Genomic DNA, 26,814 nt, shown 5'->3' with positions numbered 1-26,814 from the left:
TCAATAATTAACGTCTTTTCATTAAACGAATCGCTTGTATGGATAGTCGCACTAATAACACGGCACACAGAAATAGTCCTACAAAGGCAGCAGCATTTAAATAGACTGCATAAACAGCATCAATGAATTGAGCAATAGCTAGTAGTGAGGAAGAGATAATTCCAAAAGTGATTCCAACTAGTAATAATATAAAACGAGAAAATAGATTGGTTACGAATTCAGCATTATTTTTGTCGGAAAAGATATCATGGTGTAATATTATTTTTCCACTTTCCACTTTTTGAACTAGCTTATCGACTCGTCTTGGAATTTTTCGTAAAGCAGGAATCATTAAGGCGAATTCTTCCTCTAGTCGCTCTTTTGTAGCACCTGGATCTCTGAAAGGTTTCTTAAAGAGAGAACTCAAGTAATGTGAAGAATATTCCTTAGCTTCTGTAAAAATATCAAAATTTGGTTGAACTAAATGTAAAGTGCCCTCTAGTGTAACAATAGAACGTAAAGCTATACCAACCGAAGGATAAAAAGATAGTCCAAAATCTCTAACAACTTTAAAGAAGGCTTGAATTAGTTCTTCTGTTGGTATTTGTTCCACATACGATATGCGAAGAAGGATTTGCGAAAGCGCCTGTTCCATTTTGACCCTATCGATATGCTCGTGATCTTCTACAAGTAAAGTAATCGCATCATAAAGCATGTCGGCATCATTATGTTGAATCCCCATTAAAAATATCTTCATACCTTCTTGTTGGGGCTCTGCCAATCTACCAACAGCACCAAAGTCTAGCAATATTGGCGTTCCATCTGCTTTATCGATGAATATGTTCCCTGGGTGAGGGTCGGCATGGAATATCCCTGAATTTAATATTTGATCAAAAAAGGAATATAAAACTGTGCGAGCAAATTGCTCTCGATCGATGTTCAGTGATTGAAACAAAGAATCTCCATTTGCAACACTTTGACCGTACGCATGGTCAAAAACGATGATACAGTCATTACTAAGCTCAGCATAAACATGAGGAATCTTAACTTCGTATTTACTCTCCTCTAGCGCTTTTTTAATTTGTAAAACATTTCTTTTTTCAATTTCGAAATTTACTTCTTCCTTCAAATTTTGTGCAAATCCTAAGGCTAGTTCACATAGGCCGAGTCGCGCAGCCCAAGATGATTTATCTGTTAGCCATCGAACAAACTCTAGCAATATATTTAAATCATCTCTTATCATACTTTTAACATCAGGTCGCAAAAGCTTAACAACAACCTGTTGGTTATTATCCTTTAAGATTGCTTTATGTACTTGACCAATTGATGCAGAAGCTACTGGAATCATGTCAAAATAAGAGAACATAACCTCCATTTTATACGGCAAAGACTTTTCAAGTATAGATTTTACTTCTGATTCCTTCAAAGGTTCTACGTTTTGCTGTAGCTTTTCTAACTCTTTAATAAATACCGGAGAAAATAGATCTCGACGAGTGGAAAGCACCTGACCAAATTTAATAAATATTCCACCAGCCTGCTCCAACGTATTCCGAAAAGCAATAGCCATTTCATGATCATTATTTCTGTACCTTGAGTATTTCATTGCTCTTGAAATACCATTTTTCACAGCAATTTGGATGACTTGTCGCATCCTTTTTTGCCCTCTCCATTGATTTCTTATCCTCAAAAGAAACGGCCTAGGTTTTATTCCACTTTCTTTTCGCTCTCCTGAATCCATTGGACTAAATAGCTCAAAGAACAAATATAACAGCATGGATATTAATAGCATGCTACCAATCCATATAATAGTACTCACATCCATAAATGAATAAGCAAAGTTCTCCGAAAAAACATCAACGCTCTGTAAATATGAATACCAGTAAACAAATAGCGTAAATACTAAGCTTATAAATACAGAAAGCACTCTTTTCATAAAATTTATTTGTGAACCCATTAATTTGCCACTCACATAATAAATAAATAAAGAAATTAAGATTATTTGTCCAATTAATTTTACATATATCAAAAAAGTCCCCCCTATTCTTTTCTTTCTATTTTAGTTATACATTCCCCTTTTCTACTTATTATTAATCTTATTATTGATTAAATTTTTAATAGAGAATAACAGTACAACTCAATTATTTATATGAATTCAATAAATAAAAGAGAAATTTTTTATCTTTTTTTTGAGTAAACCCTTAATTGACAATCAAAAAAACTCTCAATACATTTCCTATATATTTTCCACTAAAAATTTCGGTTGATATAAGCTGCATTAACTAAATATCGCATTTCTTCAATGGTATTTTTTTACTATTTTCAAAGATGGAAGTTTCACTTAAATTAGCGTGGGTAATTTTTAGAATGTAATCAGTAAAACTTAAGGAGGTTTTTATCTTATGTTTTTTAACAAAAAAGAATTAAGTTTCCATGCGGTACCAGATAAGCCAGATCCAGTATTGGCAAAACATTTACAAGAAATTATTGGTGGTCAATTTGGAGAAATGAGTGTTGCCATGCAATACCTCTTCCAAGGATGGAATACTAGAGGAAATGAAAGATATAAAGATTTGCTAATGGATACAGGTACGGAAGAGCTGGGGCATATTGAAATGATTGCTACAATGGTAGCTAGATTATTAGAAGGTGCACCAGTTACAGAGCAAGAAAAAGGCGCTGCAAATCCACTTATCGGTGCGATAATGGGTGGGATGAGCCCTAAGGATGTATTAGTAGAAGGTATGAATCCTCAGCACGCAATTGTATCAGGATTAGGTGCAATGCCAGTTAACTCAGTAGGAGTTCCTTGGAATGCAGGCTATATCGTTGCGAGTGGTAATTTGTTAGCAGATATGCGTCATAATGTAATGGCAGAGTCTCAAGGACGTTTACAAGTTGCTCGTCTTTACGGTATGACAGATGATAAGGGAGTTAAGGATATGCTTTCCTTCCTGTTAGCTCGAGACACAATGCACCAAAATCAATGGCTCGCAGCTATTAAAGATTTAGAAGCAACTGAAGGTGGAGTTATTTGTCCAACAACTGTACCACCAGAATGGGAAGCAACTGAATTCTCTCATACGCTTTATAATCATTCAGAAGGTGAAGACAGTGCAGAATTACCATGGTTAAAAGGAAATGCTCCGGATGGACATCCTTTCTCGTATGATCAAGGAAAGGCTTTCGGTGAAAAACCAGTCTTAAGTCCTGCTCCTCCTTCCTTACACAATACATTGCCAGCTGAAGACTTGAAATAATCATAAACAGACTATAAACAAACATGGTACATCCAAGCTTGTTTATAGTCTGTTTTTATTAGTTTATACTCGGCCTATTCTTTTCCACACTGGACACAGCGGTAGTCTGAGTCCCAATCGCCATACATAATTAGCTCTTTTTTCAAACCACAGGTTACACATTCATTAAAAAATATCTGTAGTAATATACCTGACTCTGCTAAGGGCACCCATTCGTTTACATACAGTTTTTTTGTCATTCCATAATCAATTAATATTAAATTGCCTTTATCATTTAATCCATAATTTCCGCTATCCAAAAAATCTAAACCATCTAACTTTGAGTCAATAAGAAGAATTTCATTCTTCAGGTCATCCGTTAAACGACTATCATGGATAAGATCAATTTCATACGAACACCCATTTTCCAATGGTAGAGATTTAAAATAAGGTTGTATAAGTATTTGTTTATCTAAATACGTTACCCTTGCTACGTGTTCTGCCAAGCCCTCTTTCTCCAAGAATTCATACATATATTGCTCGTTAACCCCTTGTTTATATCCTATTGGATGTAGAAATCTTTTAATCACTATATCATTATATTTATATACATTGCGAGTAGAACCAATACCGATAAAATTTTCTTCCACACAGAGCTCTATGTATATATCTTTAATTTTCATCTATTCTACCTGCCCTTAAGGATAGTAAAGTGTTTACTTCTTCTTTAATATACTCTTTAAATGCTCCTAATCTTTCCGTCTGAAATTGTAAATCAGAACTCTCCCCTATATACATATCTATCGCAAGATTCACTAGCAACCTATGCTTTTTAGGTAAATATGTTGCTCCCCACTTACCAGCCTCCATTTTAGAGAAAATAGTACCATCCGTTAAATAATGGTATACTCTTAACATATTTAGTATGCAATAAACTGGTTTTTTCTCTATGTTACTCAAACAGTCCTTATAGTCTCCCAAAATTGAATCGATATAATCGGTCATAGGAATATTCGGGAATACAACCTCTATAGATTCACCTCTAAGACATATACCTTTGTAGTTAATGATCGTGATATGAGAAGCCAAATCTGCATCCCTATTCTCATCTATAAGCCATTGCTTTCTATTTTCCTCGTATCTTTCTCTCCAGTACTCACTATAATGATAATCATAGGCTGATGGATACTCCCATTTTTCCAGCTGGCTTCTATTCATGAAACTAATTTCTATTGGGAAAGGTTTTTTTGACGATTTTAAGAAAAACTCGGTTAATGTTAATTTTTCGTGTAATAATAAGGCTTTTTCTGTTACTACCAATAAATCTATGTCACTACTTAACGGATTGAACCCTCCTAAAGCTAGAGATCCGTGTATATAAAAACCGACACTATTATCACCTATCACCGTTTGAATTTCGTCTATTACTTGTATGGTAAATTCTTTGACTTGATCTGTAGCATCATCCCACTTCATCGATTAGCTACCTCTTTCAATGGCATAAATTCCTCTGGTTTCAGTTCCTTTGCCTCTATTACTATGGCAGTTAAAAAAGTATCTGTCATCGTTTGGTGTCCCTCTCCCTTTTCCCAGAAAACCGCATCTCCAGCTCTTACTTGAATCTTCGTTTGTTCTTTACCGGTTACCCATCCTTCTCCATTAACAATTAATAATAGCTGGGGCCTAACGGCTTTATGAAATCCGATAACACCATTCTCCTCCAAATGCATACAGCCTATTACAGCCTCACTTCCTATTTTAGTTACTTTAGACATGATGAAATTCGAATTGTAATGATGGATTTTCTGTCCAACCTGTTGATCAAAACGGAATATTTTCATTTTGGCACTCCTCCATAACTACTTTTATTCCATTCTAAAGACAAATTTCCCTTCTTATTTAACATAATAAAACCCTTTGAAGTTTTGTAATACCTTCAAAGGGTTTATTAGACTTGATTCAATTCCATTTATTATAAACAAAATACATTAGTTCCTTTTAAGTAAATTCATTCAGGATATTTTTAAAAGTTCTTTGTCTCTTCTACCATGCAGTAGGTAATAAATAGGAATACAAACTAGTATCAAAAAGACCATGGAAAGAAAAATAGGACGATAACCGCTATAAGGTACTACGAAGCCTAATAGGAATGGACCTACTCCTAATCCAATATCATATAAAATGAAATAAGTGGATGTAGCAAGACCAAATCGATGTGGTGGAGTTACCTTCACTGCTACACTTTGAGCAATTGAATTAAAGTTACCATAACCGATCCCAATAAGTGCTGCTGCAAGTAAAAGCATCCACCCAGCAGTTGCCTGGCTGAATAAAAACATACCGATAGCAAACAAAACTAAACAAGGATACGTTACAATATTAGCTCCTCTAGTATCCATCAGCTTTCCTGTAAAAGGACGAGAAAAAATAACGACTATAGCATAAATTAAAAAGAAATAACTTGCTGCAGATACTAGATTTATCTCATCAGCATAGAAGGATAAAAAGGACATGACACCAGAATAGCTAAATCCGATTAATAATGCCACAAAAGAGATAGGCATAGCTCTAGGCTCTATAAATTTCGATATAAATGAGCTTTTTTCCATATCTTGATTTGGAAATTTAGGTAATGGCACTTCTATTTTTACAATCGCGTAGATGATTAAGCACACAACCGAAAGCACTACATTCATAGCAAAAATCCATTGGAACCCACCTTCCATTTTTAATAATAGAATACCTAGAAATGGCCCTATAGCTGTTGCTAATATGGCACTTAAACTGTAGTACCCTATTCCTTCTCCCTTACGAGTATTCGGTAAGATTTGAGCAATAATCGTGCCGGTGGCTGTTCCTGCAATACCAACAGCAATCCCTTGAAGTAGTCTATTAACAATAAGAAGTCCGATATTAAAAGTCGCAAAATATAAGGCAGATGTAATAGTAAAAAATAATAGTCCTATCCACAATGTTTTTTGGGTCCCAATATTCCCTATAACTCTACCTGCCCCTAATCTGCCTATTAAAGACCCTATTATGAAAATACTTGATACTAGACCTGCTGTGCTAGTAGTTGCTCCATATTCTGACTGAGCATAAGAAGCAATCGTAACGATTAATAAGTAAAACATTAAAGTAATTATAAAATTGATCAAGGAAATGAAAAGAAATTCCTTTGTCCATAATTTTTCTTTTATCACTGCCATCATCTTCCCTTTATATTAACAAGTAGCTTTTCTAATACTCGTTCTGTAATTTTTCTTTCTTCTTCCGTGATACCTTTTAATAAGTCCCTTTGAAAGGCTTCTACTATTAATTTAGCCTCCTTATATTTCAAAACACCTAGACTTGTTAAATGCATTACTTTTTGTCGCTTATCCTGACCTGTACCTATGTAGATTAGGTCTTGATCTACTAGCTTTTGAGCAATCGGAGTTACGGACGGCTTTTCTACTCTCCAATAAGCTGCTACATCCGTAAAGGTTGAAGGTCCCTCTTCTTGCAAAATACGTATCAGTCCCCACTGTATTTCTGTTAAGCCTAGAGGCATCAATAAATCATGCATTTTGCTACTATATGGTCGAGAAATCAATTTTAGAGTAGTAAAAAAAGGTTGCATTTCATTTCCTCCTTAATTAGTTAGTTAGGCTAACTAATTTTAAACGTTTAAAATTAGTTAGTTAGGCTAACTAATTTTAAACGTTTAAATTATGTTTGTAAAGAAAACATTTCTTGCCATTTACCATTCAAATAATTATATTTTTTATAAGGGGGGAGTATCTATGGAAATGAGGCTAGCAAACGAAAAAGATTGGGAGCAAATCAAGTATATTTATGAAGCAGGTATTTCTACTGGTAACGCAACCTTCGAGACGAGTGCCCCATCTTCATATGAACAATGGATTTCAAAAGCGGACAAGCTATGTACTTTCGTCATGCTACATAATAAAGCGGTAAAAGGCTGGTGCAGACTTAGCCCTGTTTCATACAGGGCTGTTTACGCAGGAGTTGGGGAAGTAGGTATTTACGTTCATCCAAAAGCAATCGGTCTAGGAATTGGAAATAAGTTACTTGGAAAATTGATCGCTAGTTCAGAAGAACAAGGCTATTGGATGCTACAGGCAAGTATATTTCCAGAAAACAAGGCTAGTATAGAACTTCACAAGAAAAACGGATTTAGAGTGGTGGGATATCGAGAGCGAATTGGAAAGCATAATGGAGAATGGAGAGATAACTTACTTTTAGAACGAAGAAGCAAGTTCACTGGTAACGATTAAACAGTTGCCCGAACAATATAGTAAGAGTTCGTTATAGGTAAGCCATTCGTCTCATGGAAACCAAAAATCTCCGTAATCTCTTTTAAGTTTTCATTTATAATTTTCTCTGTCACGATTGGATGCTGTCCAAAACATCTTTTATTTATGATATCCATAGGACTGTGTAGTATTTCTATATTGCTAACCGTTTCGATTTCCCATTTCTCAAAGTTCGCTGTCTTTAATCTTTCTTGTATAGCCTTCAATGTTGAATCTCTTGGTAACTTGGCTTGAAAGAGATTTGGAAATAAAATAGGCAGTTCCTTGTCCATATCATCACCAGGATGCAATCCGAGTACAGTTCCACCTTTTTTTATGGTTTTCGTCAAAGCAAGATATCCCGAAGTGGGCCCTTTCCGAATATATGCACAGTCAAATTCATCCTCTGAAAAGGGCAACTCTTTTTTCGTGCTACCTAGTACGAACGAGACATTCTCAGGCTTTTTTCTTTTTCCCTGTTCAATAAACAGGTTAGTTACATCAAATCCTACTATTTCTTTTGCAATAGGGCTACATTCGATAGCAAATTCTCCATGACCACAACCAACATCTAATACTATTTTAGACGCAATCATTTTTTTAACCTCCTCATCGAAAAGAATTTCTCCATTAGGTTTTAAAATAGTAGAATTCCATGAATAAGCATATTCTCCTTGTTGTTTCCCAAGCTGGTTGTACCATTCGAATGAATGAGGTTCGATCCATTCTGCTAACAGTGTTGGATTTAATAATGCCATAAAATACCCTCCCTATATTGTTCATTGTGCACATCTAAAACTCCAGGCTGCTTATAGTGATACTAAAAGTTGAGCTTACCTAAAGGGAAGTGACTCTATACTAAAAAAAGAAGCACTAATATTTAGCACTTCCTTTTAAACTGGTATAGTCAGAGTAAATGTCGTTCCTTTACCCTTCTTACTTTTTACTTCTACATTTCCTTTTAGCTTGGAGATTGTCCCATAAACCATCAGCATACCAAGACCAGTTCCTTCTTTTTTATTCGAGTAATAAGGCTTCCCTAACTGACTTATTTCTTCTGAAGACATCCCAATCCCTTGATCTTTAATGGTAATAACAAGGTGTTTTCCTAGTTGTACAGCTTGGACAAGAAGAATCCCCCCCTTGCCCTTCATCGCTTCAACACCATTCTTTATTAAGTTAATAATGCATTGTTTCATTTGATTGGAGTCAAATTTAATCTTCGCTGTGTTCTGAAACTCAAGAATGATTTCCACTTCGTTAAATTTAGCAAATGGCATCATAATATTTTTTACATATACGAGCTCCTCTTCCATAGTAGAGTGAACCATATGGACGGATTGTGGCTTAGCAAATGCTAAATAATCATTTAAAATACTTTCTGCTCTATTCAACTCTTTTAGAGAATATTCTATATAAACTTTGTCGTTTGGTGTAATATCCTTTGAAACACTTAACAATTGTAAAAAACCATTTGTTACGGTAAGTGGATTTCTTATTTCATGTGATACACATGCTGATAGCTCGCTCATCACATGCAATCGCTCAGAACGAAGAAAGTTATCTCGCTGTTTAATATTGGACAGAATCTTTTCAATCATAATCATATTAAATAGCATAATAACTGCATAAGTAATAATAACGTAACCAACAACATTCCAATATTCTAACGTCAGTGTTTCAAAATAGGTGGATAACGAAATTAAGTAAGTCAAACCGTTTACTAATACTACTATTATACCTGTAATTATTCTGTTTTTAGGAGCTAGGCTAATAAACTTTTTATGCACCAGTGGAATAATAATAAAAGCCAATGTTGAAAAAATAAACGACTGAAAAATTCCCTCTCCACCAACAAAGAAACGTACAATATTTAACGTAATGTATAAAGGGAACAGTTGCTTATAGCCGCCATATAAAGCCAGAGTAATAAACGGAATATATCTTAAATCTACTGTAAAACCTAATTCTAACCTTATTGGATAAATCATACACAAAAACATAGAAACAATAGAAGAAAATATATAATAAAATAAATTTTTTTTACCCTTATAGTTATCTATAAAGATAACAAATAGCAGAACAGGTAAAGTTATAAATAATATATTGATCAAAAATGTTTGCAGCAATGATGGTCCTCCTCGGAGCTTCTTCCATATACACAAATATAAATTATAGCATATATATTACCAAGTCTTTCATATTAAAATTTTGCTATTTTCAAATTGATTCAAGAATAAAGTTTAAAGTTAAAAATATGAGGTAGACATAAAGTAGGCCTAGAAAAAACTTTACCAACTATGAATGGAGGAATTTAAAATGAAGAAAAGAATATTCGCTTTACCAATAGTTTTAAGTTCAGCATTACTATTAGGAGCATGTGGTGATGGAGACGATGATATCAATGATATCGAAGTAGAGGATCCGACTTTTGAAGATGATGGACAAAATGATACAGGAATTGATTCTGAAAATGAAGGCGAAGTAGATACTCAAGATGATCAAGACAGTACTACAGGAACTGATGGTACTGATGACACTACCTCTACTGAAACTGAAGGTACTGAGACAGAAGATATTGAAAGTGATACAGAAGCTAACTAATACACATAAACCTCAAAGCATATATGCTTTGAGGTTTTTCAATTAGTCTACAGACTTAACCATCTTTGCTTCTTCGATAATAGAATGAATTATATCATGATCATCAATAACATAAGGAACTTCTTCAGGTTCCATCCAAATACGTGTGGTCGTTTCGTGTTTCCGCTGAAAGGTATGGCATTCTTCTATATCCAGCCGATAGAATAATTGATAACCAATTATAGGATACTTTCCATTTGGGTCAAAGTAAGGATTTTCTTCATGATTTACCTCAATAGCCCCTATATAAGTAGCTTTACCTTTTACAGAGCCCTCTTCGAAGACCTCTCGATGTAATGCTTCTTCTGGAGTTTCATTTCCTTCTATATGCCCTCCAGGTAGATTAAATCCCCTCTTTTTCACTTTAACTAATAATATTTTTCCTTCGTGAAAGCAGCATCCGTGTACACTTGTTACTGTGTCTTTGTTTCCTATTAATTTGGAACGCTGCCACTTTAACCTTACGGGATGTTGCCCCCATACGACTGTAGTTTGATGAGTCATCTATTTGCTCCTTTTTCCTTGCTGTCCCTGTGATTACTCTCTCTTGTACATAGCTTCATGTAAATTTTTCAATGTTTTTTTGATTTGATGCTGCGTATGTATATTTTGATCGAGATATGTTAAACGAAAATAAAGAGATTTTAAGAAGTTCATAACATTAGATCGATATTTGTAAAAGACTATGCGATTCTGTTCTTTTAATCTTGCTTCCAATAAACTCTCAAAGTTATGTACCCACTCTACAAGCATTTCCTCCGGTAAACCTTTTTCAATCATTGCTTCCACTGCAAAGATTAATCGTTCATCCTCATCGTCCTGGAGAACAGTATCCCTCCAAATACAAGCTTTTATAACGTTTAGCCATTCTTCAGCGTGTAATATGTCGTTGGAAGGATGACTAATAATAGATTCAAAGAGATCTGCGCCATGCGCAATACTATGAGCCCAGCCCTTCCCTTCTACATAACCTCTCACATCTTTTTCTGATTGTAAGTATGTTGTCGTTTTTTTATAGACTTCTTCTAATTGCTGCTTATCTAAAAATTCTTTTGTTTTATCCTTTTCTACAATCAAAGCAATGACTAGAGATGAGAAGGATCTAGTAAACACAGTATCCGTGTCCTGTTCACCTATGCCTTTAAATAAATATTCTTCTGATAAACAAATTTCTAGTATTTTTACCATAAGGGAATCTGACAATTTGTTATTTTCTATAAGCTGGTAAAAAGTAGAGTAAATTAAGCTATCTCTTAGCTCTCCATCCACTGAGCCTATATTAATAAGCATTTCTTTTATAACTTCCTCTAAATTATCCAAATCTCCTTTTTCATTTTGCCATTCTCTTAATATTGTTTTTAACTGCATTTTAATCCTCCTTAATTAACCATCTCTTTTTATTTCTAGATAAAGGAATTCATTTCCTTCTTTACTGCTATTTATTTTCCCAATTTAAAATAGTTGTATTTAAAATCTACAACTAAATAAAAGATTCAAAATTTTATGCGACTACTTAACAGCAATAGCTTTAGGTGGCATTAATTGCGCCCACACAGAAATGTGAGCGACAGGAGTCGAAATTTAATTAATGAGATAATCAGCACTTAATAGACTGAATATTTTATTAGTTTAGCGGAAATTTTGTTTTTGTGAATTTTTTTCCCAATTGTAAATTTGTACTAAATGATTAAAATTATAGATGTAGGAAAAATATGAAAAAGGAGTTGTACTATGAAAAAACCATTCGCTGCTCTATCGTTATCAGCTATGTTACTCGTCTCGACTTCCTTTACTAGTGCCTCTGCCAACAGCTACTCGTATCTTGATGAAATTTCATCCCTACAACCAGATGTCTCTACTGAAGAAATGATGGCCAGTGTTCAAGAAATTGCAAAAAACACTGGAGAAACGGAAGAACAGATTTTAGAACAAATCTATAAAGAGTTAAAAAACGATCAAGCTCAAGGATTGGCTGAAGCAAAGTCTAATCAAACTCAAGGCGCAAGTGGTGGAACAGTTAGTGTAGGAAACAGTACTAAAGGTAACTTCTACTACACCCCTTCTCAAACAGCCTATCTTGATCATGGTCATGTCGGACTTTATTATACTTCTACTACAATAGTAGAATCTGTTCCTTCTTCTGGTGTACGCACTATTTCTACCACTGCTAGAAAGGTAGATAGCTCGGGTGCTCTAGTTAAATCGGTGGGCACCACTTCAACTAATAGAAATAATGCTGCTAATTGGGCCTATTCACAAGTAGGCCAGAGTTATTCGTATAATTTTGCAACTAACAGATCTACTGGACATAACGGAGCCAAAAACTGTTCGAAGTTAATTTGGTCTGCATATAAATTAAACGGTAACTTAGATTTAGATGATGATGGTGGGCTTGGAGTATATCCTAGAGATGTGCGGGACGCGCCAGGTACAACCTTAGTAAGGAATATTTAACAGTCAAATGACAATAGGACAGTCGAAATACTGCCTATTGTCATTTTACTTTTAGGAGGGAATTTTATATGAAGAAAAATATAGTTTCTCTAATCGGAATCATTGGCCTAGGGGTTATTGTTTATTTCGCATACACATTCTTTTTCACACCTACACAAGCAAATAGCAGTTTACTTCTATCTAAAGCTGATATCGAAAAGGAAAATTTTCTACATAACAAGAAGGCAATTCTTTATCTGTCTACTACGGCTGATCAGGATATAGATGGGGAAGGATTTAGTTATGCTGTTTTCATTAATAAATCAGGTAAAGCTCAAGCATTAAAAATGGAGGGATTGGAGTTAGGCAGCACAGCAGTTTATGACAACAACGTTTTTTTAGAGGAAAAAGATATGGTTCGCCTAGTAGGAGAGGAATATAAGGAATTTCCAATGAAAACTGACCAGTACACAGGAGAACGCTCAGGTTATATTCAAGAGGAGGAAATATTCTTTAGCATTTATAACAGTGGATTTGCACAGGATGGAAAAGGATATCGTTCAGATGTTCGGTTTGGAAACGAGAAAAATTTTCAAACAGATAAAATTCCCTTTTACATCGCAGCCTCTGGTGTTGAAAGTGATAAAGTCAATATTCTTACTCAGGATGTAGATAAAAATGAGTTCCATTTAAAGGAAGTAACATTTGATACCTCCTTAGAGGTTGAAAATTTATCAAAAGTAGATACACCAAAGGATGAGTTTTTTAACGCATTAGCCCCTGTCTTATCAGATCAAACATATTATTATTTAATCTTGTCATCTGCCATAGATGACTTCAACGAGAAGACCAGTCTTTATCGAATCAATAAGGATACTCTTCAGCAGGAAACGTATGATTTCATCGAATATAAGGATATGAAGGATCTTGTGGCAACCATTCCATATAATTTTAAGAACTCTGCTTATATATATAATGACTTTCTGTACTTTATCAATGGCTTAGGGGAAGTTTACACCTTTGATACAAATACAGAAGATATCCAGCTAAAATTCTCTTTAGAAGATGCTAGTGAATCTAAAATAAGAAATAATGAAGAAATTTATTTTAAGGATGGTTCACTTTTTGTCCTAAGATATAGTGAAGATAAGAAAGAAAAATATTATTTAGAGGAATATGATTTAACCAATGGCAATCGTGTAAGTAGCCTTGATATAACTGGCTTATCCGAACTATTATCAAGCGTTCAAAGAAAAAGTATTTACTCTTATGATTTAAAGGTATTCGATACGGAATAAATTACAGCACTGTGCCAACACGCATCTTAGAAGTTCAAAAGCCCTGAAAATTTTACAAACAGTAAAATTTTCAGGGCTTTTTTACTACTTCATCATCGTTGTTCTCCGCTTCAGCGAACGCTTTCCTGGGGGCACGTTGCCTTAGCCTGTAGCCTCTCCCACGCGCTTATCACCTAGGAGTTACCGCTTTCCAAGTCTCACTCATCCCGTAGGAGTCGCCGTCTGGTGCTCCAATCAATAAATGGGAACAGCTTTAATGTATCGATAAGTGCTAATAAATTTATTTCCATAAACAAAGTTGAAAAGTGTCACCAACCCCAATTTCATCATCTATTTATGGTATTAATAGCGATTTGAACGTTCTTTTTTTATGTTTACAGTTACTATAAAAAAGAGTTGTTAGTCAAAATCAACCAATAACTTTAACAAAGCTTTTATAATAAAGTAGAGTTGATTTCCGCTTTCCGTGGGGTGATGGTTTTATTTGTCTCCACATTCATACTTAAATCGCCTCATGTAGCTACAATCCATGTAAAGAATTTTTTTGTGTTTGATTGGTAAATCGCTATTCAGCTAATGCCGTAATTGAAAATAGGATAATCGCTGAACATACACTTATTACAATTGTATTGACAGAAGTATCCTCGTTGTCTCTAACTTTATGCAAGATAGAAACTAGGTTTACACAAATAATTACAGCTAGTATTGGATTATATAAAACTCCTAATTGTGCAATTTGATACAAAATATCCTACTCCTTTCTTTTTGTTCTACTATTAAACTTAATTGAACTACATATGCCTATGATACGCTATTTATTAGAATTTATTTCCAAAAAATTCATTGATTGATGAAGCTTTATCAACTAAGAAAGCATCTTGATTACTAATGTAGCTTTCTAGCGCAAGTGACCCAGCGCTTGTATGCATAGAATCATTTGTTTCAATATTATCTTTAAGTAGAACAGGAATCCCATGTAATAACCCTCTCACGCCTTGTTTCTTTCTTTCTTTCATAGTGCAAAGCCTCTGCTATAAATAAAGCATGAGGATTTATCTCGATAATTACATTAAGATTAGGACCATTCTTATCAAACTTTGCAATTCTATCCATATAAAACATAACTAATTCTTATAAAGTTATGTCTTCTTTGAGTAAAGCAAAGTGCAGGTGTTCAACTGTTAACTCTTCTTTTAAAAAGGGGTTGAACTTTATACTCAATTTAAAAGTTCCCTTAGAAAGTAATGTTTGAGTAAATACTATAATTACGACATCATTTAGACTTCATAATTTACTCTAACTTTAACACTTATATTAACAGTACATTAAAAATTTTAGATATATAAAATATATTCCCCAAGAAGATTTAGCGGTTTCCTATAACACATTTTCATAACCAACCTTAAACTGGCTGGTTTCTGTTTTCTCTCTATATATTCTCTCAAAAAAACACCTTCATTTTTAAAATGAAGGTGGCTTCTTTACATCTGTTGTTCTTTTGTAGGTCCCATAACTCCGGGTACCTCTAATCCTGCTTGGCGAAGTAAAACGGTCATTTGACCACGATGATGTGTTTGATGATCTATGATTTTTCGTAATATTTGACCACGTGGAATAGAAGTGCCAAACGCAGGTACTTGCTCTACCAAATCTGCATCCGTTAGAGATGCTGCAGCCTCTTTAAAAGCATCTGCCATTGTTTCATAAGAAGAGACAATTGTGTCAACTGATCCAGGTACTTCCTTAGGGTTCCCAACAGATGGTAGGTCAATTTTTGCTAGCTTAGCTAGAAAAATGGGTGCTGTCGTTAAATGCCAAGCTAACCATCCTAGTGTATTATGGTTTTCTGCAATTGCTTGGTTCAGCTTATCATCTGTCATTGCTTTAAAAACGTTAACTGTACCATCAGCTGACATCGCCCATTCTTGTATAAAATCTTCTGTTTTACGATACATATGAATACCTCCTAGTTATATCTATTTTCATTTTAATTTATAAGCCGTCTTCTTCAAGTAAAAGGACTTACTAAAAATGAATTCAGATTCAAGATATAAATAAAGTATCATCATTTAACTTAGCTGGAATATGTATTTCCAACAGGTTATTTCTATTCTTCAAAAACCATTTTCCCATCTCGATACTTTGCATATGGGTCATCTTTTTCACCGATCAATAACTTTCCTTTAACAATGTAAGCAACTTCATTCCATTCACTTTTTTCTCCATCCTGCTCTACTTCAAGCTTGATATGGTGCCAGAATGAGTGCCCGTCTTCGTACTCGATCTCTACAATTTCAAAGTCTTTCAGTTTATACTTTTGTTCTTCCAAGAGATTGATTTTTTCTAAATATATAGCTTTTGCTTCCTGTTCGGATAAGTCAGTTTTACCAGCTAACTTACCCTCTTCTGTATCATATAAATGTAATTGTTTAAATGCTTTCTCATAATCCTCATCTATTATTGCTTGATAATAATTTTGAATAATATTTTCAGCTTTCTTTTCTTCTACGTAATTACACCCTGTTAACATCAGTATAAATAATAATAACAACAGAATTGAACCTGGTTTCTTCATATTAACCTCCCTATTTTAAGGAAATGGAAAAAACTACTATAAATTAATTATTTTTTTATTTAGCTATGTAAAAGTTATTGTTCTTTTGATTCCGACTTTACAATTGAAATGACTGCTCTAATAATTTTTAAAGTGTGTTGGAGTCATTTTACGGCTTTGTTTATAGGAGTGAATAAATAGAAATATGCAGCCGGTCTCCATTTATTGATTGGAGCGCCAGACGGCGACTCCAGTGGGATGAGTGAGACAGATAAGCCATCACAACCACGCGCGAAAGCGATGGGTGATGGCTTATCGCTCACCCCACGAAAAGCATCCGGTTGGCGCGAAAATCAAATCTACTTGCCGACTTAGAACACATCATAAATCAAACCTAGCCTTTAACATGGCCTTTTATTTTAACATAATATTCATATAAAAAAAGATGGAGACTGCCTTATATGAAATAAACCTTTCTTCTAGTGTATCTAAATTTTTTTAAACTTTGTTAAAATTAATGGTTGATTTTGACTAACAATTGTTTATTATAGTGACTTAGTGACTGTAAATATTATAAAAAGGACATTCAGATTACTATTAAAATTTTAAATAGATGACGAAATTGGGTTGGTGATAGTTTCGATGATAAAGCTGTTCCATTTATTGATTGGAGCGCCAGACGGCGACTCCTACGGGATGAGGGAGACAGATAAGACATCACAACCACGCGCGTAAGCGATGGGTGATGGCTTATCGCTCATCCCGAGGAAAGCGTCCGGCTGGCGCGGAAATCAATTCTACTCTCTGATTTAAGATTTCTTTGCACATAAATTAACCCAACCCTTTATCATATACATTTTTTAACTGTTTTTCCAGATAATCAATTTCCTCTTGAATTGTACTAGGATCTATTCTTGCAAATAGTGGTTGTATATTGCTTATGTTATCTACTTTTACTTTTATTGGCTTCCAATGAAATTCTTCTAATTTTAATATTTTTCGTACTTCCTCACTTGAGAAAGGAAGGAACGGTGATAATAGTTGAGCAACATTTCCAATGATATAAACGCAACTTGCCAGTGTATCCAGGCAGCTTTCCCTATCTTCCTTTACTTGTATCCACGGCTTTTGCACGTCAAAAAATCTATTCGCTTCACGAATATATGAAAAGATAGAATCTATTGCTAATTTAAAATGACCCCCTTCGATTAATTGACCAACCACACTGTATAAGTTTAAAGTGGATTCTTCTATTTCTGTATTTATTGCTCGATCAGGAATTGTTCCTTCAAAGGACTTTTCAATGAATTTTAATGTGCGATTGATAAAGTTTCCATATGCTCCGAGTAGCTCCCCATTATGGCTGTGAATAAATTCTCTCCACGAAAAATCAGAGTCTCTATTTTCGGGGGCATTGCTTGTTAGAAAGTATCTTAAGGAGTCAGGATGATATTTCTCTACAAAATAAGGAGCCCATACTGCCCATTTTTGACTAGTCGAAAATTTTCTCTTTTCCAACGTTAAATACTCGTTGGAAATGATATGAGTTGGAAGTGTTTCTTGACGAATACCTTTAAGTATCGCTGGCCATATAACAGTATGGAATGGGATGTTATCTTTACCATGTACATAATAGGAAATGGTTTGTTCATTCCAAAATTCTTTTTCATCCGTTTGGTTAAGAGTCGCCCATTCCTTACTCGCTGAGTAATAACCGGAAACAGCCTCTATCCATACATACACTTTCTTTTCCTCGTATCCTTCGATAGGTATACTTACCCCATTTGGCAGATCCCTTGAAGCCGCTCGATCTCGAAGGCCTTCATTTAAATATCGCTCGGTCAGGTGAACTGCATTTTCTCGCCACGCATGATTTGCTTTTGCAGACGTAAGATAATTCTCTAGCTGCTCCTGAAAGCTGCTTAGTTGAAAATATAAATGCTTTGTAGCTTTAACTGTCGGCTCATTTCCACATAGCTTGCAGCTTCTATTCGTTAAGTCCATAGGGTCTAAAATCAATGAGCAGGCATCACACTGGTCCCCTCTTGCGCGGCTTCCGCAATTTGGGCAACTCCCCTCCACATACCTGTCAGGTAAAAACTGATTATCTGACTCACAATAGATTTGCTCAATTTCCTTTTCGTAAATATAACCATTCTTCCATAGCTCTAAAAAGATTTGCCTAACCACTTTATGATGATGATCACTATCAGTTCGTGTATACATATCATAACTAAAGCCCAGACGATTAAAGGTTTCTTTAAACTCGTTATGATATCTATCCGCTATTTCTTTCGTTGTAACGCCTTCAGAATTAGCACGTATGGATATGGGAGTACCGTTACAGTCGCTACCAGAGACATACAATACTTCCTCTCCCTTTTGTCTATAATATCTCGCCAAAATGTCGCCTGGTAATAAGGCAGCAATGTGACCCAAATGTAAGGATCCATTAGCATATGGCCATGCCCCTCCGATAAAAATGTTCATTTTAATTCTCCCCTTTTCTTCATTAAGTTTTTTAGCCAATAAGTTTTAAATATCTTCAGCCAAAATAAAAAACCTCATCCATATCGAAATTTCGATAAGGACGAGGTTATCTCGTGGTACCACCTTAATACTCAAATGGTTCACACCATTTGACTCCATAAGTACATAGCAAAAAGCCTTTATACTTTGACATGGGTAACAAGTGCCAACTCTTGTCGTATCCTACTAGTTGTTTAACGTTCAGTACGAAGCTCCGAGATCATGTTCGAATGACTAGCTTGCCTCATTTCCACCACCAGAAGCTCTCTATATAACATCATCACTCTACTTTTCCTCTTCAACGCCTTTTTATATTATTAGAATTATACAAAATGTTCCACTCATAAATCAATATTTATTTTTTAGCAAGGAAAAATCTATCTATTTGAATAACTATAAATGGTACGAAAGCCAATCCATAGATCATCGCTAGTTGAGAGCGACTAATTGCGGCAACATCAAACAGCTCGAATATCAAAACTAGGTTCAAAAGAATGACACCAATTAGAAAAGCTATCCAAACAGTTATATTCGAAAACAATCCAATTTTAAATATGGACTCTTTTGATCGGCAATTGAAGCCATGAAATAATCGTGACAAGCATAAGGTTGCAAACGCCATAGTAGTCGCGACCATTGTATCGCCAGTCGCCAAACCTATTTGAAAGGCGATAATTGTTACTGCTGCGATGAGGAAGCCTTCCAATCCAACCTGTATAGCAAACTTCTTATTAAGAAGCGGTTCCTTAATGTCCCTTGGCTTTTCTTTCATTACTTTTTTATTGTGTGGCTCTAAACCAATTGCAATGGCAGGTAAACTATCCGTCAGCAAGTTTATAAATAATAGATGAACCGGTAAAAAGGGAGCAGGTAAAGCAAGAATGGTTGCATAAAGTACAACTAGGATAGCCCCAGTGTTACCAGATAGCAAAAACATAATGGAATTGGTAATGTTCGTGTAAATACTTCGCCCATTGGAAACTGCTTTGACTATGGTTGAAAAATTATCATCAGTCAAGATCATAGCAGAGGCATCCTTTGCAACTTCTGTACCTGTAATGCCCATTGCAACCCCTATGTCCGCTTGCTTCAATGCTGGACCATCATTTACACCGTCACCAGTCATCGCTACAACGTGACCTTTTTCTTGCCAAGCTTCTACTATACGAATTTTATGCTCAGGCGATACTCGTGCATATACAGAGACATTCTCGACTATGTCTTGTAATTCTATATCCGATAATTTTTCTATTTCCTTCCCTTCCATCACTTCATCAGGACCTTCTACTATCCCTATTTCTTTCGCTATAGCAGTGGCGGTAGTCTTATGATCTCCAGTAATCATAACAGGCTTAATACCTGCAGCAATACAATCTTCTACCGCTTGTTTAGTTTCTGGTCTTAAGGGATCCACCATAGCTACTAATCCAATGAACGTGAGATCCTGCTCCATTTCCATGTTTACTATCGGGGAATCTACTTCTTTATAAGCAAACGCAAGGATTCTTAGACCTTGGCTTGAAAAATGGTGGTTTGCTTGTTTTATCCTTTCGATTTGCCCAATGTTAATAGGTGAAATGCCTGTAGATGTTTCCATTCTTACTATTCGGGATAATAGCTCATCCACTGCTCCTTTTGTAATCATCATATATCGATTATTTATTCGATGAATCGTACTCATTAGCTTGCGATTAGAATCAAATGGCATTTCTCCTACACGGAAATATTGTTGGCGTACGTTCCCTTCATCAAAATTATACAGTTTACTCCAATTCAAAAGGGCAATTTCTGTTGGATCTCCAATTTCTTTTTCTTCAGTACTTATCGAATCATTACAAAGCAACGCCATGCTCATTAAATTTTTATGGAGTGCGTTGTTGATATTAGCTCTGTCAGCTTTTAGAGTTTGCTCATTTACGTACATATGCTGGACTGTCATTTTATTTTGTGTAAGCGTTCCAGTTTTGTCAGTGCAAATGACAGAGATACTCCCTAAACTTTCAGCTGCTCGTAATTTTCGAATAATAGCATTTTCTTTTGCCATTTTCTGTGTACCAAATGCAAGTACTATGGTGACGATTGAACTTAGTGCTTCCGGAATAGCAGCTACCGCTAAGGATACCGCAAACATGAAAGAATCTACTAGCTCTCGGCCTCTAAGAATGTCTAGTCCCAAAATAATTAGGCATATAATGATAATGCCAATAGCCAATCTCTTTCCAAAGTGATCCAAATTCATTTGTAAGGGGGTTTTCTTTTCTTTTGCATTTTGTAACAGATTAGCTATTTTGCCTATTTCAGTCGCCATACCAATGGACGTTACTATAGCTCGTCCTCTACCATTCGTAACAAAACTTCCTGAAAAGACCATATTACGCTTATCACCAATTGCTAGCTCCTCTTTATCAATTAAAGCTTCAATTTTGTCTATTGCTTCGGATTCACCTGTCAATGAACTCTCATTTACTTGTAATCTATAGCTTTCCATCATTCTTCCATCTGCACAAATATAATCTCCCACTTCTAAATAGAGAACGTCTCCCACCACTACCTCTCGGGATGGAATTTTTATAACTTCTCCATTCCTCAGCACCTTAGCTATAGGAGCGGCCATTTCTTTTAAGCTATCTAATGATTTTTCCGCTTTAATATGTTGTACCGTCCCTAAAACTGCATTTAATACAATTACTATTACAATAACTATTGAACTTTCTAATTCTCCTAAAAAAGCAGAAATAGCAGCAGCAACTATTAAAATGATGACTAGAAAATCATTAAACTGCTCTAAAAATACTTGTATGGCATTTTTCCTTTTACCTTCCTCTAATTCATTGAAGCCATTCTCTTTATGTCTTTGTCGTACTTCATAATCTGATAACCCTTGTTGAGTAACGTCAAACTCTTTCATCACTTCTTGAACTGATTTTTGGTAGTATGCTGTGATATTCATTAGATTCCCCCAAACTCATTAGTTAAAATAATTACATACCAATAAATCACTTAGATATGAATATATGTGTGAATTTAAGAGATTAGTACACAAAAAATTATAGATTTCAATTATGATGCGAGTTTACGAGATTTTAATGCATATAAAAACAGGAGAGGCTTTAGTAATTGCCGCTCCTGTCAAAGATTCTATCTTATTATTTTTGATTAGCCTGATTTGTAATTGGTATCTAGAAAACTATTCATAAATTCCTCTACAGATTTTTTAATATTCTCCTCCACAGGAACTTTTTCAAGTAATTCATCTTGCGTATATACAGTCCCTCCCTTAATAATACTATGAATTTCTTTTGTGCAACGTATGTCTTTTAAAGGATTTTTTTCTAGTACTACCATATCCGCAATTGTTCCTTCTTGAATGACTCCTATATCTTGTCTATTAAGAGCATCTGCTGCATTTATTGTAGCTGTCCTTATCGCATCTATTTCAGATAGACCATTTTTAACGAATAGCTCTAGCTCTCTGTGAAGCGCCATACCAGGAAATGTGAAAATACCAGCAGGAGTATCAGTACCAGCTACCACTAGGCCCCCTAAGTCAAAATAAGCTTTGGTAATAGCTTTGTTAAAGGTATGTTGCATTCCTAATATACTCAATGAACTTGTATTTTCAATAAAGCGTCTCCAATGCTGCATTAACACCGAATTCTCTTTAATTTTGTCCATTATCTTTTCTTCAGAATACCAGTAATTCCGCATTAAATTGGCTTGGTCATACAAAACCATTGTCGGACAAAGCACAACATTATATTCCACCAATACTTTACAAACATCTCTAATCTTTTTCTCATCAGGATTCTCCCAGTCAATATCCTTCCATACGTCTTCATTTGCTTGCATGGTCCATTCTGGGAAAAGATCTTTTAAAATACCTGAAGCATGCTCGTTCCATTTAATACCCATTTTAGCAGCATCCGTTGCAGTTACATCTACGGAATGTATTAAATCACAACTGACTTCTCTCTGATGTTTTTTTGCTTCATCGACGACTACTTCCATTATTTCTTTCGATAACCACCCATACACCTTAATGAAATCAGCACCAGCTTCAACCTGCCTTTTAACCTCTGCTCTAGCACTCTGTGCATCATTTACATTTATGTTCCATGGACTATTTTCACCCCACAACCCAGGTGGTCCATCGATAATTCTATCTGAGGAAATAACTCTTGGTGTTGGTGCACCGTCATTCGCATGTATTAGGTTTTCTAATTCACCAACATTTCCGCCCGTATTACGAACGGTTGTAACGCCCGCTGCAGTAAAAATAGGAGCATAATCCTTTTTCATATGTACGTGCATATCAATTAAACCTGGTATTACATACTTTCTTTTCAAATCATAAATAACCGCTTTTTTATGAATATTACCAATCTGCTTGTGGGCAGAAAAAATTCTAGTAATATAGCCATTTTGGATAAGAAGATGTGAATAAGTAATTTTCCCAGTAATTACATCTACTACATTAACATTTTTTAATAATAATACTGCATTCTCCATGGCGCTCTGTCCTTTTCTCCCAGGTATAGGTAAGATATAAAATAGTTGTGATAATTATCTTTGATTTTTTCTTATGTTTCAAAAGGTCTCATCTTTCTATTTCCCCGATTTCTCTCTTTTTCAAACACGGTGTTTGCTTCAGTTACAAAGACTCTTTTTTGTTTATAATCTCATTAATTTCATTAAATAGTTTGCTAATCAAATATTCTTTTTTAGAAGTTATGCATTAACTAACCTAGAAAGTTAATTGGATGAGCATAAGCTACTTTTATTATTCTATCTAGCTAGTTCTTATTCCTTTTAGATACAAAAATATAATTTTCTAGAAACTGATTCATTTCTATCATACGGAAAAAGTGTAAACAAAAATGCCTCTTGCAGTAACTATGCAAGAGGCACGCTCTATACTTTTAAATCCAGGTTACAGCTATTACACTTTTTGGGGAGGATCAGTACCATATTCCTCTACGTAAAACTTCCATTCCGTATAGAAATCTATTACTGATGCATAACGATTATTTCTATTCTTTTCCACTGCTTTCTTAGCGACCTGATATAATTCTCTCCCTGCTTCCCACGTATCATAGGAACGGTCAAGAGCTCCACCAACTAAAGCGAATGCCATGGCTCCCATATTGAAAACATTGGATTGACCATCAATTTCGGATGCAATGGTAAACTCTTCTGGTGACATAAACCTGGAAGAGCCCCAAAGCCTTCCTACTTGGTTATAAAACGGTTTTACTTGGTATAGATCCACGTCACATATTTTAGTTATATTTTGTTTAAAGTCATATAAGATGCTTCCATCGTAAAAGTCTATCGCTACATAATTATTTTTTTCTACATGAACGTGAAATTCAAAAATAGTTGAAAGAGATTGTAAGCGTAATTCAAGTGGAAGTTTTTTAAATCTCTGACAAGCAGAATTTAGTTCAACATTTTTTTGTATATTTAATCCATCAAACCATTCGAATACTAGTACAAACCCTTCCCGGAGCTCTAAATGATCCACTAGTTTAACTAGGTAAGGATGTTCTAACTCTTTATACACATCCTTTGCATTTTTGAGTTTTTTAATGGCTTCTTTAGGATCTCCCGCATAGTTTATAGTTTGAGCACCAGCATATTTTATAAACCTTTTCACATTCCCCTTCTGTACACCAAATGAGATATTACCTGAATCTTGCCGATCAAAGACACAAAAAACCTCTCCAAAATCGTTCAGCCATTTAAAATCATGATGTTCTTTTAACTGAAAGGACACACCGTCTAACACTAATGATTGTGCATATCTCATTTTCGTTCTCCTTCCATAAGAAATTCAAATTCACGTTTTTAAAAAGTTCTCGGATTTGTAAGTTGAGAAAGTAAATTCATGGTAATCTCCTACGCTCTCTTTAGTCCGTATATTGACTCTTAGCTAGTATGTCTTGTGCTGACATTTTGGTCCATTCCCCTATTGAAACGTCACGGTTTTCTTTCAAAAAGTTTTGCATAATCTCATAACCAATCTTGTAATTAGTCCATTTAGCTATCCCTTTAAAATGATTACCAATGAAAAGGAAATTCCATATTTCTGATTCCTCGGAGTTCAAGTTTTCCATGAAAACCTCCCACCCATGCTCCTTATAATAACCGGAAAGAGGCTGTAGCCAAGCTGGTTCCATTTCTGGATAAATGATTTTTGCAAACGTATCTGCCTTTCCCTCCAACACACTTCGCTCTAGCAAGGTCTTAGCACGGCCACTTTCCATTGCAACCGTATGATGATATTCATGTGCCACGGTATACTTTAGAGAGCGCTCTGTAAAAAGAGGATTTATCATTAAAATAAAACCTTCTTTATCTATCGCTAATCCACTCACATATTCTAATTCTTTTAAAGAAACTTCCTCACTAAAGGAAGGAAATATATAAACTTTCTTGTCTTCTCCTGGGAGCTTGTCTCCCGAATCCTCTAGAGCTTCTTTAATCCATCTGTCTATATCATCTTCTTGTTCTCTCAATTGCGTAAGATATTCCCTAACTTCATCTATCTTTGTGGGTTCTGATATTTCTTCATATAAAGAAACTGTATGGTTTGTGCTTTCACCGAAGGCTTTCATGACTTCTTGCTGAAATAATACTTTTATATTATCTGGTTCTTTTTCTGCCTTCTCGATAAAGTTCTCGTATTCATCATAAAATTTGTATAATTCAAATTGCTGACCGTTGTGCTCTAAAATCACAGGATTTTCATCCAGCAATATTTCTGGTTTTTCCAAATCTTCGTTACATCCAAACAAAAGAAGAGAGATAACTACAAATATAAACATTCTCCAATAGTTAATCATTAATTTCCCCCAGTAAAGTTGATGAAAATGAAATAGATCTTTAACACAATTTTATCGGGCCATCCATTAAACGCTATACATTGGATTCTTCTTGACGACTAGCCACGTACAAATCTACCCTCAGAATGAATAATTTGGCCAGTAATCCAAGCCGCTTCATCACTTGCCAGGAAGGCTACACTCTCTGCAACATCTTTTGGTTGACCGATTCGCCCCATTGGAAATTTCGGTAATAGATGTTCTCTTATTTCATCCGTCATCCAGGTAGAATCAGTCGGTCCTGGATTAACAGCATTTACTGTTATTCCTAATGGTGCAACTTCAGTCGATAATGATTTTGTAAAAGCTGTTATAGCAGCTTTGGTTGCTGCGTAGGCAAGCTCGCCGGGCATCGGGCCTAGCTCTTGACCTGATGTCATATTTATAATTCTTCCGCTTCTTAATTCACTGTTTTCGAAGCGCTTGGCAAATTCTACACTTAACAGAAATACTGTTCTCATGTTAACTGCATAATGATCATCTATCGTCTTGCTATCCAAATTCAAGTATCCATCGTTTGTGGAATGAGCCGCATTGTTAACTAGGATAGAAGGTGTACCTAGTTGTTTCTCTACTGCATCAAGGACAAGTGCGTAAGCCTCGGTTGCAGATAAATCAATATCCATACCTACACAACGGACACCTAAGTTGTTTATTTCTTGTTTAAATTGTTGGATCCATTCACTTTCCGCTTTCCAATAGGTAAAGAATATATCCATTCCTTTAGAGGCTAATTTTCGACAGATAGCAGTCCCAATGTCTCTATGATTACTTGCTCCTGTTACTATTGCTATTTTTTTAATCATCTGCATCCCCCTTGTGAATATAAAGCAAATAGATAGTTACTTATAAATAAAATAAGAGGTTCACAAATTTATAACCTCCCTCTTATAAAATGTCTCCTATCATTTTATATCAGAATAGTCAAAATTAATATGCATTTTATACTATTTACTGTAA

General features: G+C 35.1%; 24 protein-coding genes, 1 pseudogene and 1 other annotated feature. Of the genes and pseudogenes, 5 read left to right on the top strand and 20 right to left on the bottom strand.

Features of this window, described 5'->3' with window-relative positions; translation table 11 throughout:
* Positions 1-7: 7 nt before the first annotated feature.
* Entirely contained in the window at positions 8-2,005 is a 1,998-nt protein-coding gene (locus tag MKY09_RS08655; protein WP_298466592.1) for an AarF/UbiB family protein, read from the bottom strand.
* A gap of 373 nt (positions 2,006-2,378) precedes the next feature.
* On the opposite strand from MKY09_RS08655, the gene MKY09_RS08650 reads away from it, so the two are divergent.
* Positions 2,379-3,236 carry a manganese catalase family protein gene (locus MKY09_RS08650; protein WP_251552974.1) on the top strand — a complete coding sequence of 286 codons (858 nt, stop codon included), beginning with the start codon at positions 2,379-2,381 and terminating at the stop codon, positions 3,234-3,236.
* Positions 3,237-3,310: 74 nt separating this feature from the next.
* Here the strand turns inward: MKY09_RS08650 and MKY09_RS08645 are convergent, their stop codons facing one another.
* From MKY09_RS08645 to MKY09_RS08625, 5 genes are all read right to left on the bottom strand, one after another.
* A complete protein-coding gene (locus MKY09_RS08645; protein ID WP_342568080.1) occupies positions 3,311-3,898 on the bottom strand; it encodes a protein kinase in 588 nt (195 codons plus the stop codon).
* On the bottom strand, positions 3,888-4,691 hold the full coding sequence (locus MKY09_RS08640; RefSeq protein ID WP_342568079.1) for an aminoglycoside adenylyltransferase domain-containing protein: 804 nt from the start codon (positions 4,689-4,691) through the stop codon (positions 3,888-3,890). The genes MKY09_RS08645 and MKY09_RS08640 overlap by 11 nt, the downstream gene beginning before the upstream one ends.
* Positions 4,688-5,056 (bottom strand): cupin, encoded by a 369-nt coding sequence (locus MKY09_RS08635; protein ID WP_342568078.1) that lies wholly within the window; start codon positions 5,054-5,056, stop codon positions 4,688-4,690. The genes MKY09_RS08640 and MKY09_RS08635 overlap by 4 nt, the downstream gene beginning before the upstream one ends.
* A gap of 171 nt (positions 5,057-5,227) precedes the next feature.
* On the bottom strand, positions 5,228-6,424 hold the full coding sequence (locus tag MKY09_RS08630) for an MFS transporter (RefSeq protein ID WP_342568226.1): 1,197 nt from the start codon (positions 6,422-6,424) through the stop codon (positions 5,228-5,230).
* On the bottom strand, positions 6,424-6,837 hold the full coding sequence (locus MKY09_RS08625; RefSeq protein WP_342568077.1) for a MarR family transcriptional regulator: 414 nt from the start codon (positions 6,835-6,837) through the stop codon (positions 6,424-6,426). The genes MKY09_RS08630 and MKY09_RS08625 overlap by 1 nt, the downstream gene beginning before the upstream one ends.
* Positions 6,838-7,000: 163 nt before the next feature.
* Here MKY09_RS08625 and MKY09_RS08620 point away from each other — a divergent pair, with 163 nt between their 5' ends.
* The gene (locus MKY09_RS08620) at positions 7,001-7,495 is read left to right on the top strand and encodes an N-acetyltransferase family protein (RefSeq protein WP_342568076.1); all 495 of its coding nucleotides are present in this window, start codon (positions 7,001-7,003) and stop codon (positions 7,493-7,495) included.
* On the opposite strand, the gene MKY09_RS08615 is transcribed toward MKY09_RS08620, so the two are convergent.
* Together MKY09_RS08615 and MKY09_RS08610 are read right to left on the bottom strand one after the other, a co-directional pair.
* Positions 7,492-8,271 (bottom strand): class I SAM-dependent methyltransferase, encoded by a 780-nt coding sequence (locus MKY09_RS08615; protein WP_342568075.1) that lies wholly within the window; start codon positions 8,269-8,271, stop codon positions 7,492-7,494. The two genes, MKY09_RS08620 and MKY09_RS08615, sit on opposite strands and share 4 nt — an antisense overlap.
* A gap of 135 nt (positions 8,272-8,406) precedes the next feature.
* Entirely contained in the window at positions 8,407-9,642 is a 1,236-nt protein-coding gene (locus MKY09_RS08610; RefSeq protein ID WP_169358173.1) for a HAMP domain-containing sensor histidine kinase, read from the bottom strand.
* Between the two features lie 190 nt (positions 9,643-9,832).
* Between MKY09_RS08610 and MKY09_RS08605 the strand changes: the two genes are divergently transcribed.
* The gene (locus MKY09_RS08605) at positions 9,833-10,117 is read left to right on the top strand and encodes a hypothetical protein (protein ID WP_169357994.1); all 285 of its coding nucleotides are present in this window, start codon (positions 9,833-9,835) and stop codon (positions 10,115-10,117) included.
* 42 nt (positions 10,118-10,159) lie between these two features.
* Here the strand turns inward: MKY09_RS08605 and MKY09_RS08600 are convergent, their stop codons facing one another.
* Positions 10,160-10,660, bottom strand: a complete 501-nt coding sequence (locus MKY09_RS08600) for an NUDIX domain-containing protein (RefSeq protein ID WP_342568074.1) — start codon at positions 10,658-10,660, stop codon at positions 10,160-10,162.
* A 33-nt stretch (positions 10,661-10,693) separates the two neighbouring features.
* Entirely contained in the window at positions 10,694-11,524 is an 831-nt protein-coding gene (locus MKY09_RS08595) for a DUF2785 domain-containing protein (RefSeq protein WP_342568073.1), read from the bottom strand.
* Between the two features lie 363 nt (positions 11,525-11,887).
* Between MKY09_RS08595 and MKY09_RS08590 the strand changes: the two genes are divergently transcribed.
* Positions 11,888-12,610: a hypothetical protein gene (locus MKY09_RS08590; protein ID WP_169358170.1), complete on the top strand. Its 723-nt coding sequence runs from the start codon at positions 11,888-11,890 to the stop codon at positions 12,608-12,610.
* Between the two features lie 68 nt (positions 12,611-12,678).
* A complete protein-coding gene (locus MKY09_RS08585; RefSeq protein ID WP_342568072.1) occupies positions 12,679-13,887 on the top strand; it encodes a hypothetical protein in 1,209 nt (402 codons plus the stop codon).
* Positions 13,888-14,452: 565 nt separating this feature from the next.
* On the opposite strand, the gene MKY09_RS08580 is transcribed toward MKY09_RS08585, so the two are convergent.
* The 10 genes and pseudogenes from MKY09_RS08580 to MKY09_RS08535 all read right to left on the bottom strand — a co-directional run bounded on the left by MKY09_RS08580 (position 14,453) and on the right by MKY09_RS08535 (position 26,666).
* On the bottom strand, positions 14,453-14,632 hold the full coding sequence (locus MKY09_RS08580) for a hypothetical protein (protein WP_169358168.1): 180 nt from the start codon (positions 14,630-14,632) through the stop codon (positions 14,453-14,455).
* Positions 14,633-14,750: 118 nt separating this feature from the next.
* A pseudogene (locus MKY09_RS08575) lies at positions 14,751-15,009 on the bottom strand (amidase family protein); the annotation flags it as partial.
* Between the two features lie 359 nt (positions 15,010-15,368).
* On the bottom strand, positions 15,369-15,842 hold the full coding sequence (locus MKY09_RS08570) for a DinB family protein (protein ID WP_298466548.1): 474 nt from the start codon (positions 15,840-15,842) through the stop codon (positions 15,369-15,371).
* 152 nt (positions 15,843-15,994) lie between these two features.
* On the bottom strand, positions 15,995-16,462 hold the full coding sequence (locus MKY09_RS08565; protein WP_298466545.1) for a hypothetical protein: 468 nt from the start codon (positions 16,460-16,462) through the stop codon (positions 15,995-15,997).
* A gap of 810 nt (positions 16,463-17,272) precedes the next feature.
* Positions 17,273-18,970 carry a methionine--tRNA ligase gene (gene metG / locus MKY09_RS08560; RefSeq protein ID WP_298472620.1) on the bottom strand — a complete coding sequence of 566 codons (1,698 nt, stop codon included), beginning with the start codon at positions 18,968-18,970 and terminating at the stop codon, positions 17,273-17,275.
* Positions 18,971-19,024: 54 nt separating this feature from the next.
* Positions 19,025-19,281 (bottom strand) — a binding site (T-box leader).
* Between the two features lie 44 nt (positions 19,282-19,325).
* Positions 19,326-21,920: a cation-translocating P-type ATPase gene (locus MKY09_RS08555; protein ID WP_298472623.1), complete on the bottom strand. Its 2,595-nt coding sequence runs from the start codon at positions 21,918-21,920 to the stop codon at positions 19,326-19,328.
* Between the two features lie 206 nt (positions 21,921-22,126).
* On the bottom strand, positions 22,127-23,479 hold the full coding sequence (locus MKY09_RS08550; protein ID WP_342568071.1) for an amidohydrolase family protein: 1,353 nt from the start codon (positions 23,477-23,479) through the stop codon (positions 22,127-22,129).
* 430 nt (positions 23,480-23,909) lie between these two features.
* On the bottom strand, positions 23,910-24,779 hold the full coding sequence (locus tag MKY09_RS08545) for a serine/threonine protein kinase (protein WP_298472627.1): 870 nt from the start codon (positions 24,777-24,779) through the stop codon (positions 23,910-23,912).
* Positions 24,780-24,879: 100 nt separating this feature from the next.
* Complete coding sequence (locus MKY09_RS08540; protein WP_298472630.1) at positions 24,880-25,815, bottom strand: DUF2268 domain-containing putative Zn-dependent protease; 936 nt, start codon at positions 25,813-25,815, stop codon at positions 24,880-24,882.
* 98 nt (positions 25,816-25,913) lie between these two features.
* A complete protein-coding gene (locus MKY09_RS08535; protein ID WP_342568070.1) occupies positions 25,914-26,666 on the bottom strand; it encodes an SDR family oxidoreductase in 753 nt (250 codons plus the stop codon).
* Positions 26,667-26,814: the final 148 nt, after the last annotated feature.

It is taken from the genome of Psychrobacillus sp. FSL K6-4046 (assembly GCF_038624605.1).
In the GTDB taxonomy this organism is placed as follows: Bacteria; Bacillota; Bacilli; order Bacillales_A; family Planococcaceae; genus Psychrobacillus.
The sequence above is the reverse complement of the archived record's forward strand: the minus strand, read 5'-3'. Positions and strand labels throughout refer to the sequence as shown.

What these genes read in the sequence shown, in the direction of transcription:
- MKY09_RS08570 (WP_298466548.1), bottom strand. Translation starts at nt 15,842, where the DNA reads ATGTATCGTAAAACAGAAGATTTTATACAAGAATGGGCGATGTCAGCT.
- MKY09_RS08590 (WP_169358170.1), top strand. Translation starts at nt 11,888, where the DNA reads ATGAAAAAACCATTCGCTGCTCTATCGTTATCAGCTATGTTACTCGTC.
- MKY09_RS08595 (WP_342568073.1), bottom strand. Translation starts at nt 11,524, where the DNA reads ATGCAGTTAAAAACAATATTAAGAGAATGGCAAAATGAAAAAGGAGAT.
- MKY09_RS08605 (WP_169357994.1), top strand. Translation starts at nt 9,833, where the DNA reads ATGAAGAAAAGAATATTCGCTTTACCAATAGTTTTAAGTTCAGCATTA.
- MKY09_RS08535 (WP_342568070.1), bottom strand. Translation starts at nt 26,666, where the DNA reads ATGCAGATGATTAAAAAAATAGCAATAGTAACAGGAGCAAGTAATCAT.
- MKY09_RS08555 (WP_298472623.1), bottom strand. Translation starts at nt 21,920, where the DNA reads ATGAATATCACAGCATACTACCAAAAATCAGTTCAAGAAGTGATGAAA.
- MKY09_RS08550 (WP_342568071.1), bottom strand. Translation starts at nt 23,479, where the DNA reads ATGGAGAATGCAGTATTATTATTAAAAAATGTTAATGTAGTAGATGTA.
- MKY09_RS08650 (WP_251552974.1), top strand. Translation starts at nt 2,379, where the DNA reads ATGTTTTTTAACAAAAAAGAATTAAGTTTCCATGCGGTACCAGATAAG.
- MKY09_RS08640 (WP_342568079.1), bottom strand. Translation starts at nt 4,691, where the DNA reads ATGAAGTGGGATGATGCTACAGATCAAGTCAAAGAATTTACCATACAA.
- MKY09_RS08625 (WP_342568077.1), bottom strand. Translation starts at nt 6,837, where the DNA reads ATGCAACCTTTTTTTACTACTCTAAAATTGATTTCTCGACCATATAGT.
- MKY09_RS08630 (WP_342568226.1), bottom strand. Translation starts at nt 6,424, where the DNA reads ATGGCAGTGATAAAAGAAAAATTATGGACAAAGGAATTTCTTTTCATT.
- MKY09_RS08635 (WP_342568078.1), bottom strand. Translation starts at nt 5,056, where the DNA reads ATGAAAATATTCCGTTTTGATCAACAGGTTGGACAGAAAATCCATCAT.
- MKY09_RS08585 (WP_342568072.1), top strand. Translation starts at nt 12,679, where the DNA reads ATGAAGAAAAATATAGTTTCTCTAATCGGAATCATTGGCCTAGGGGTT.
- MKY09_RS08620 (WP_342568076.1), top strand. Translation starts at nt 7,001, where the DNA reads ATGGAAATGAGGCTAGCAAACGAAAAAGATTGGGAGCAAATCAAGTAT.
- MKY09_RS08545 (WP_298472627.1), bottom strand. Translation starts at nt 24,779, where the DNA reads ATGAGATATGCACAATCATTAGTGTTAGACGGTGTGTCCTTTCAGTTA.
- MKY09_RS08645 (WP_342568080.1), bottom strand. Translation starts at nt 3,898, where the DNA reads ATGAAAATTAAAGATATATACATAGAGCTCTGTGTGGAAGAAAATTTT.
- MKY09_RS08600 (WP_342568074.1), bottom strand. Translation starts at nt 10,660, where the DNA reads ATGACTCATCAAACTACAGTCGTATGGGGGCAACATCCCGTAAGGTTA.
- MKY09_RS08615 (WP_342568075.1), bottom strand. Translation starts at nt 8,271, where the DNA reads ATGGCATTATTAAATCCAACACTGTTAGCAGAATGGATCGAACCTCAT.
- MKY09_RS08540 (WP_298472630.1), bottom strand. Translation starts at nt 25,815, where the DNA reads ATGATTAACTATTGGAGAATGTTTATATTTGTAGTTATCTCTCTTCTT.
- MKY09_RS08565 (WP_298466545.1), bottom strand. Translation starts at nt 16,462, where the DNA reads ATGAAGAAACCAGGTTCAATTCTGTTGTTATTATTATTTATACTGATG.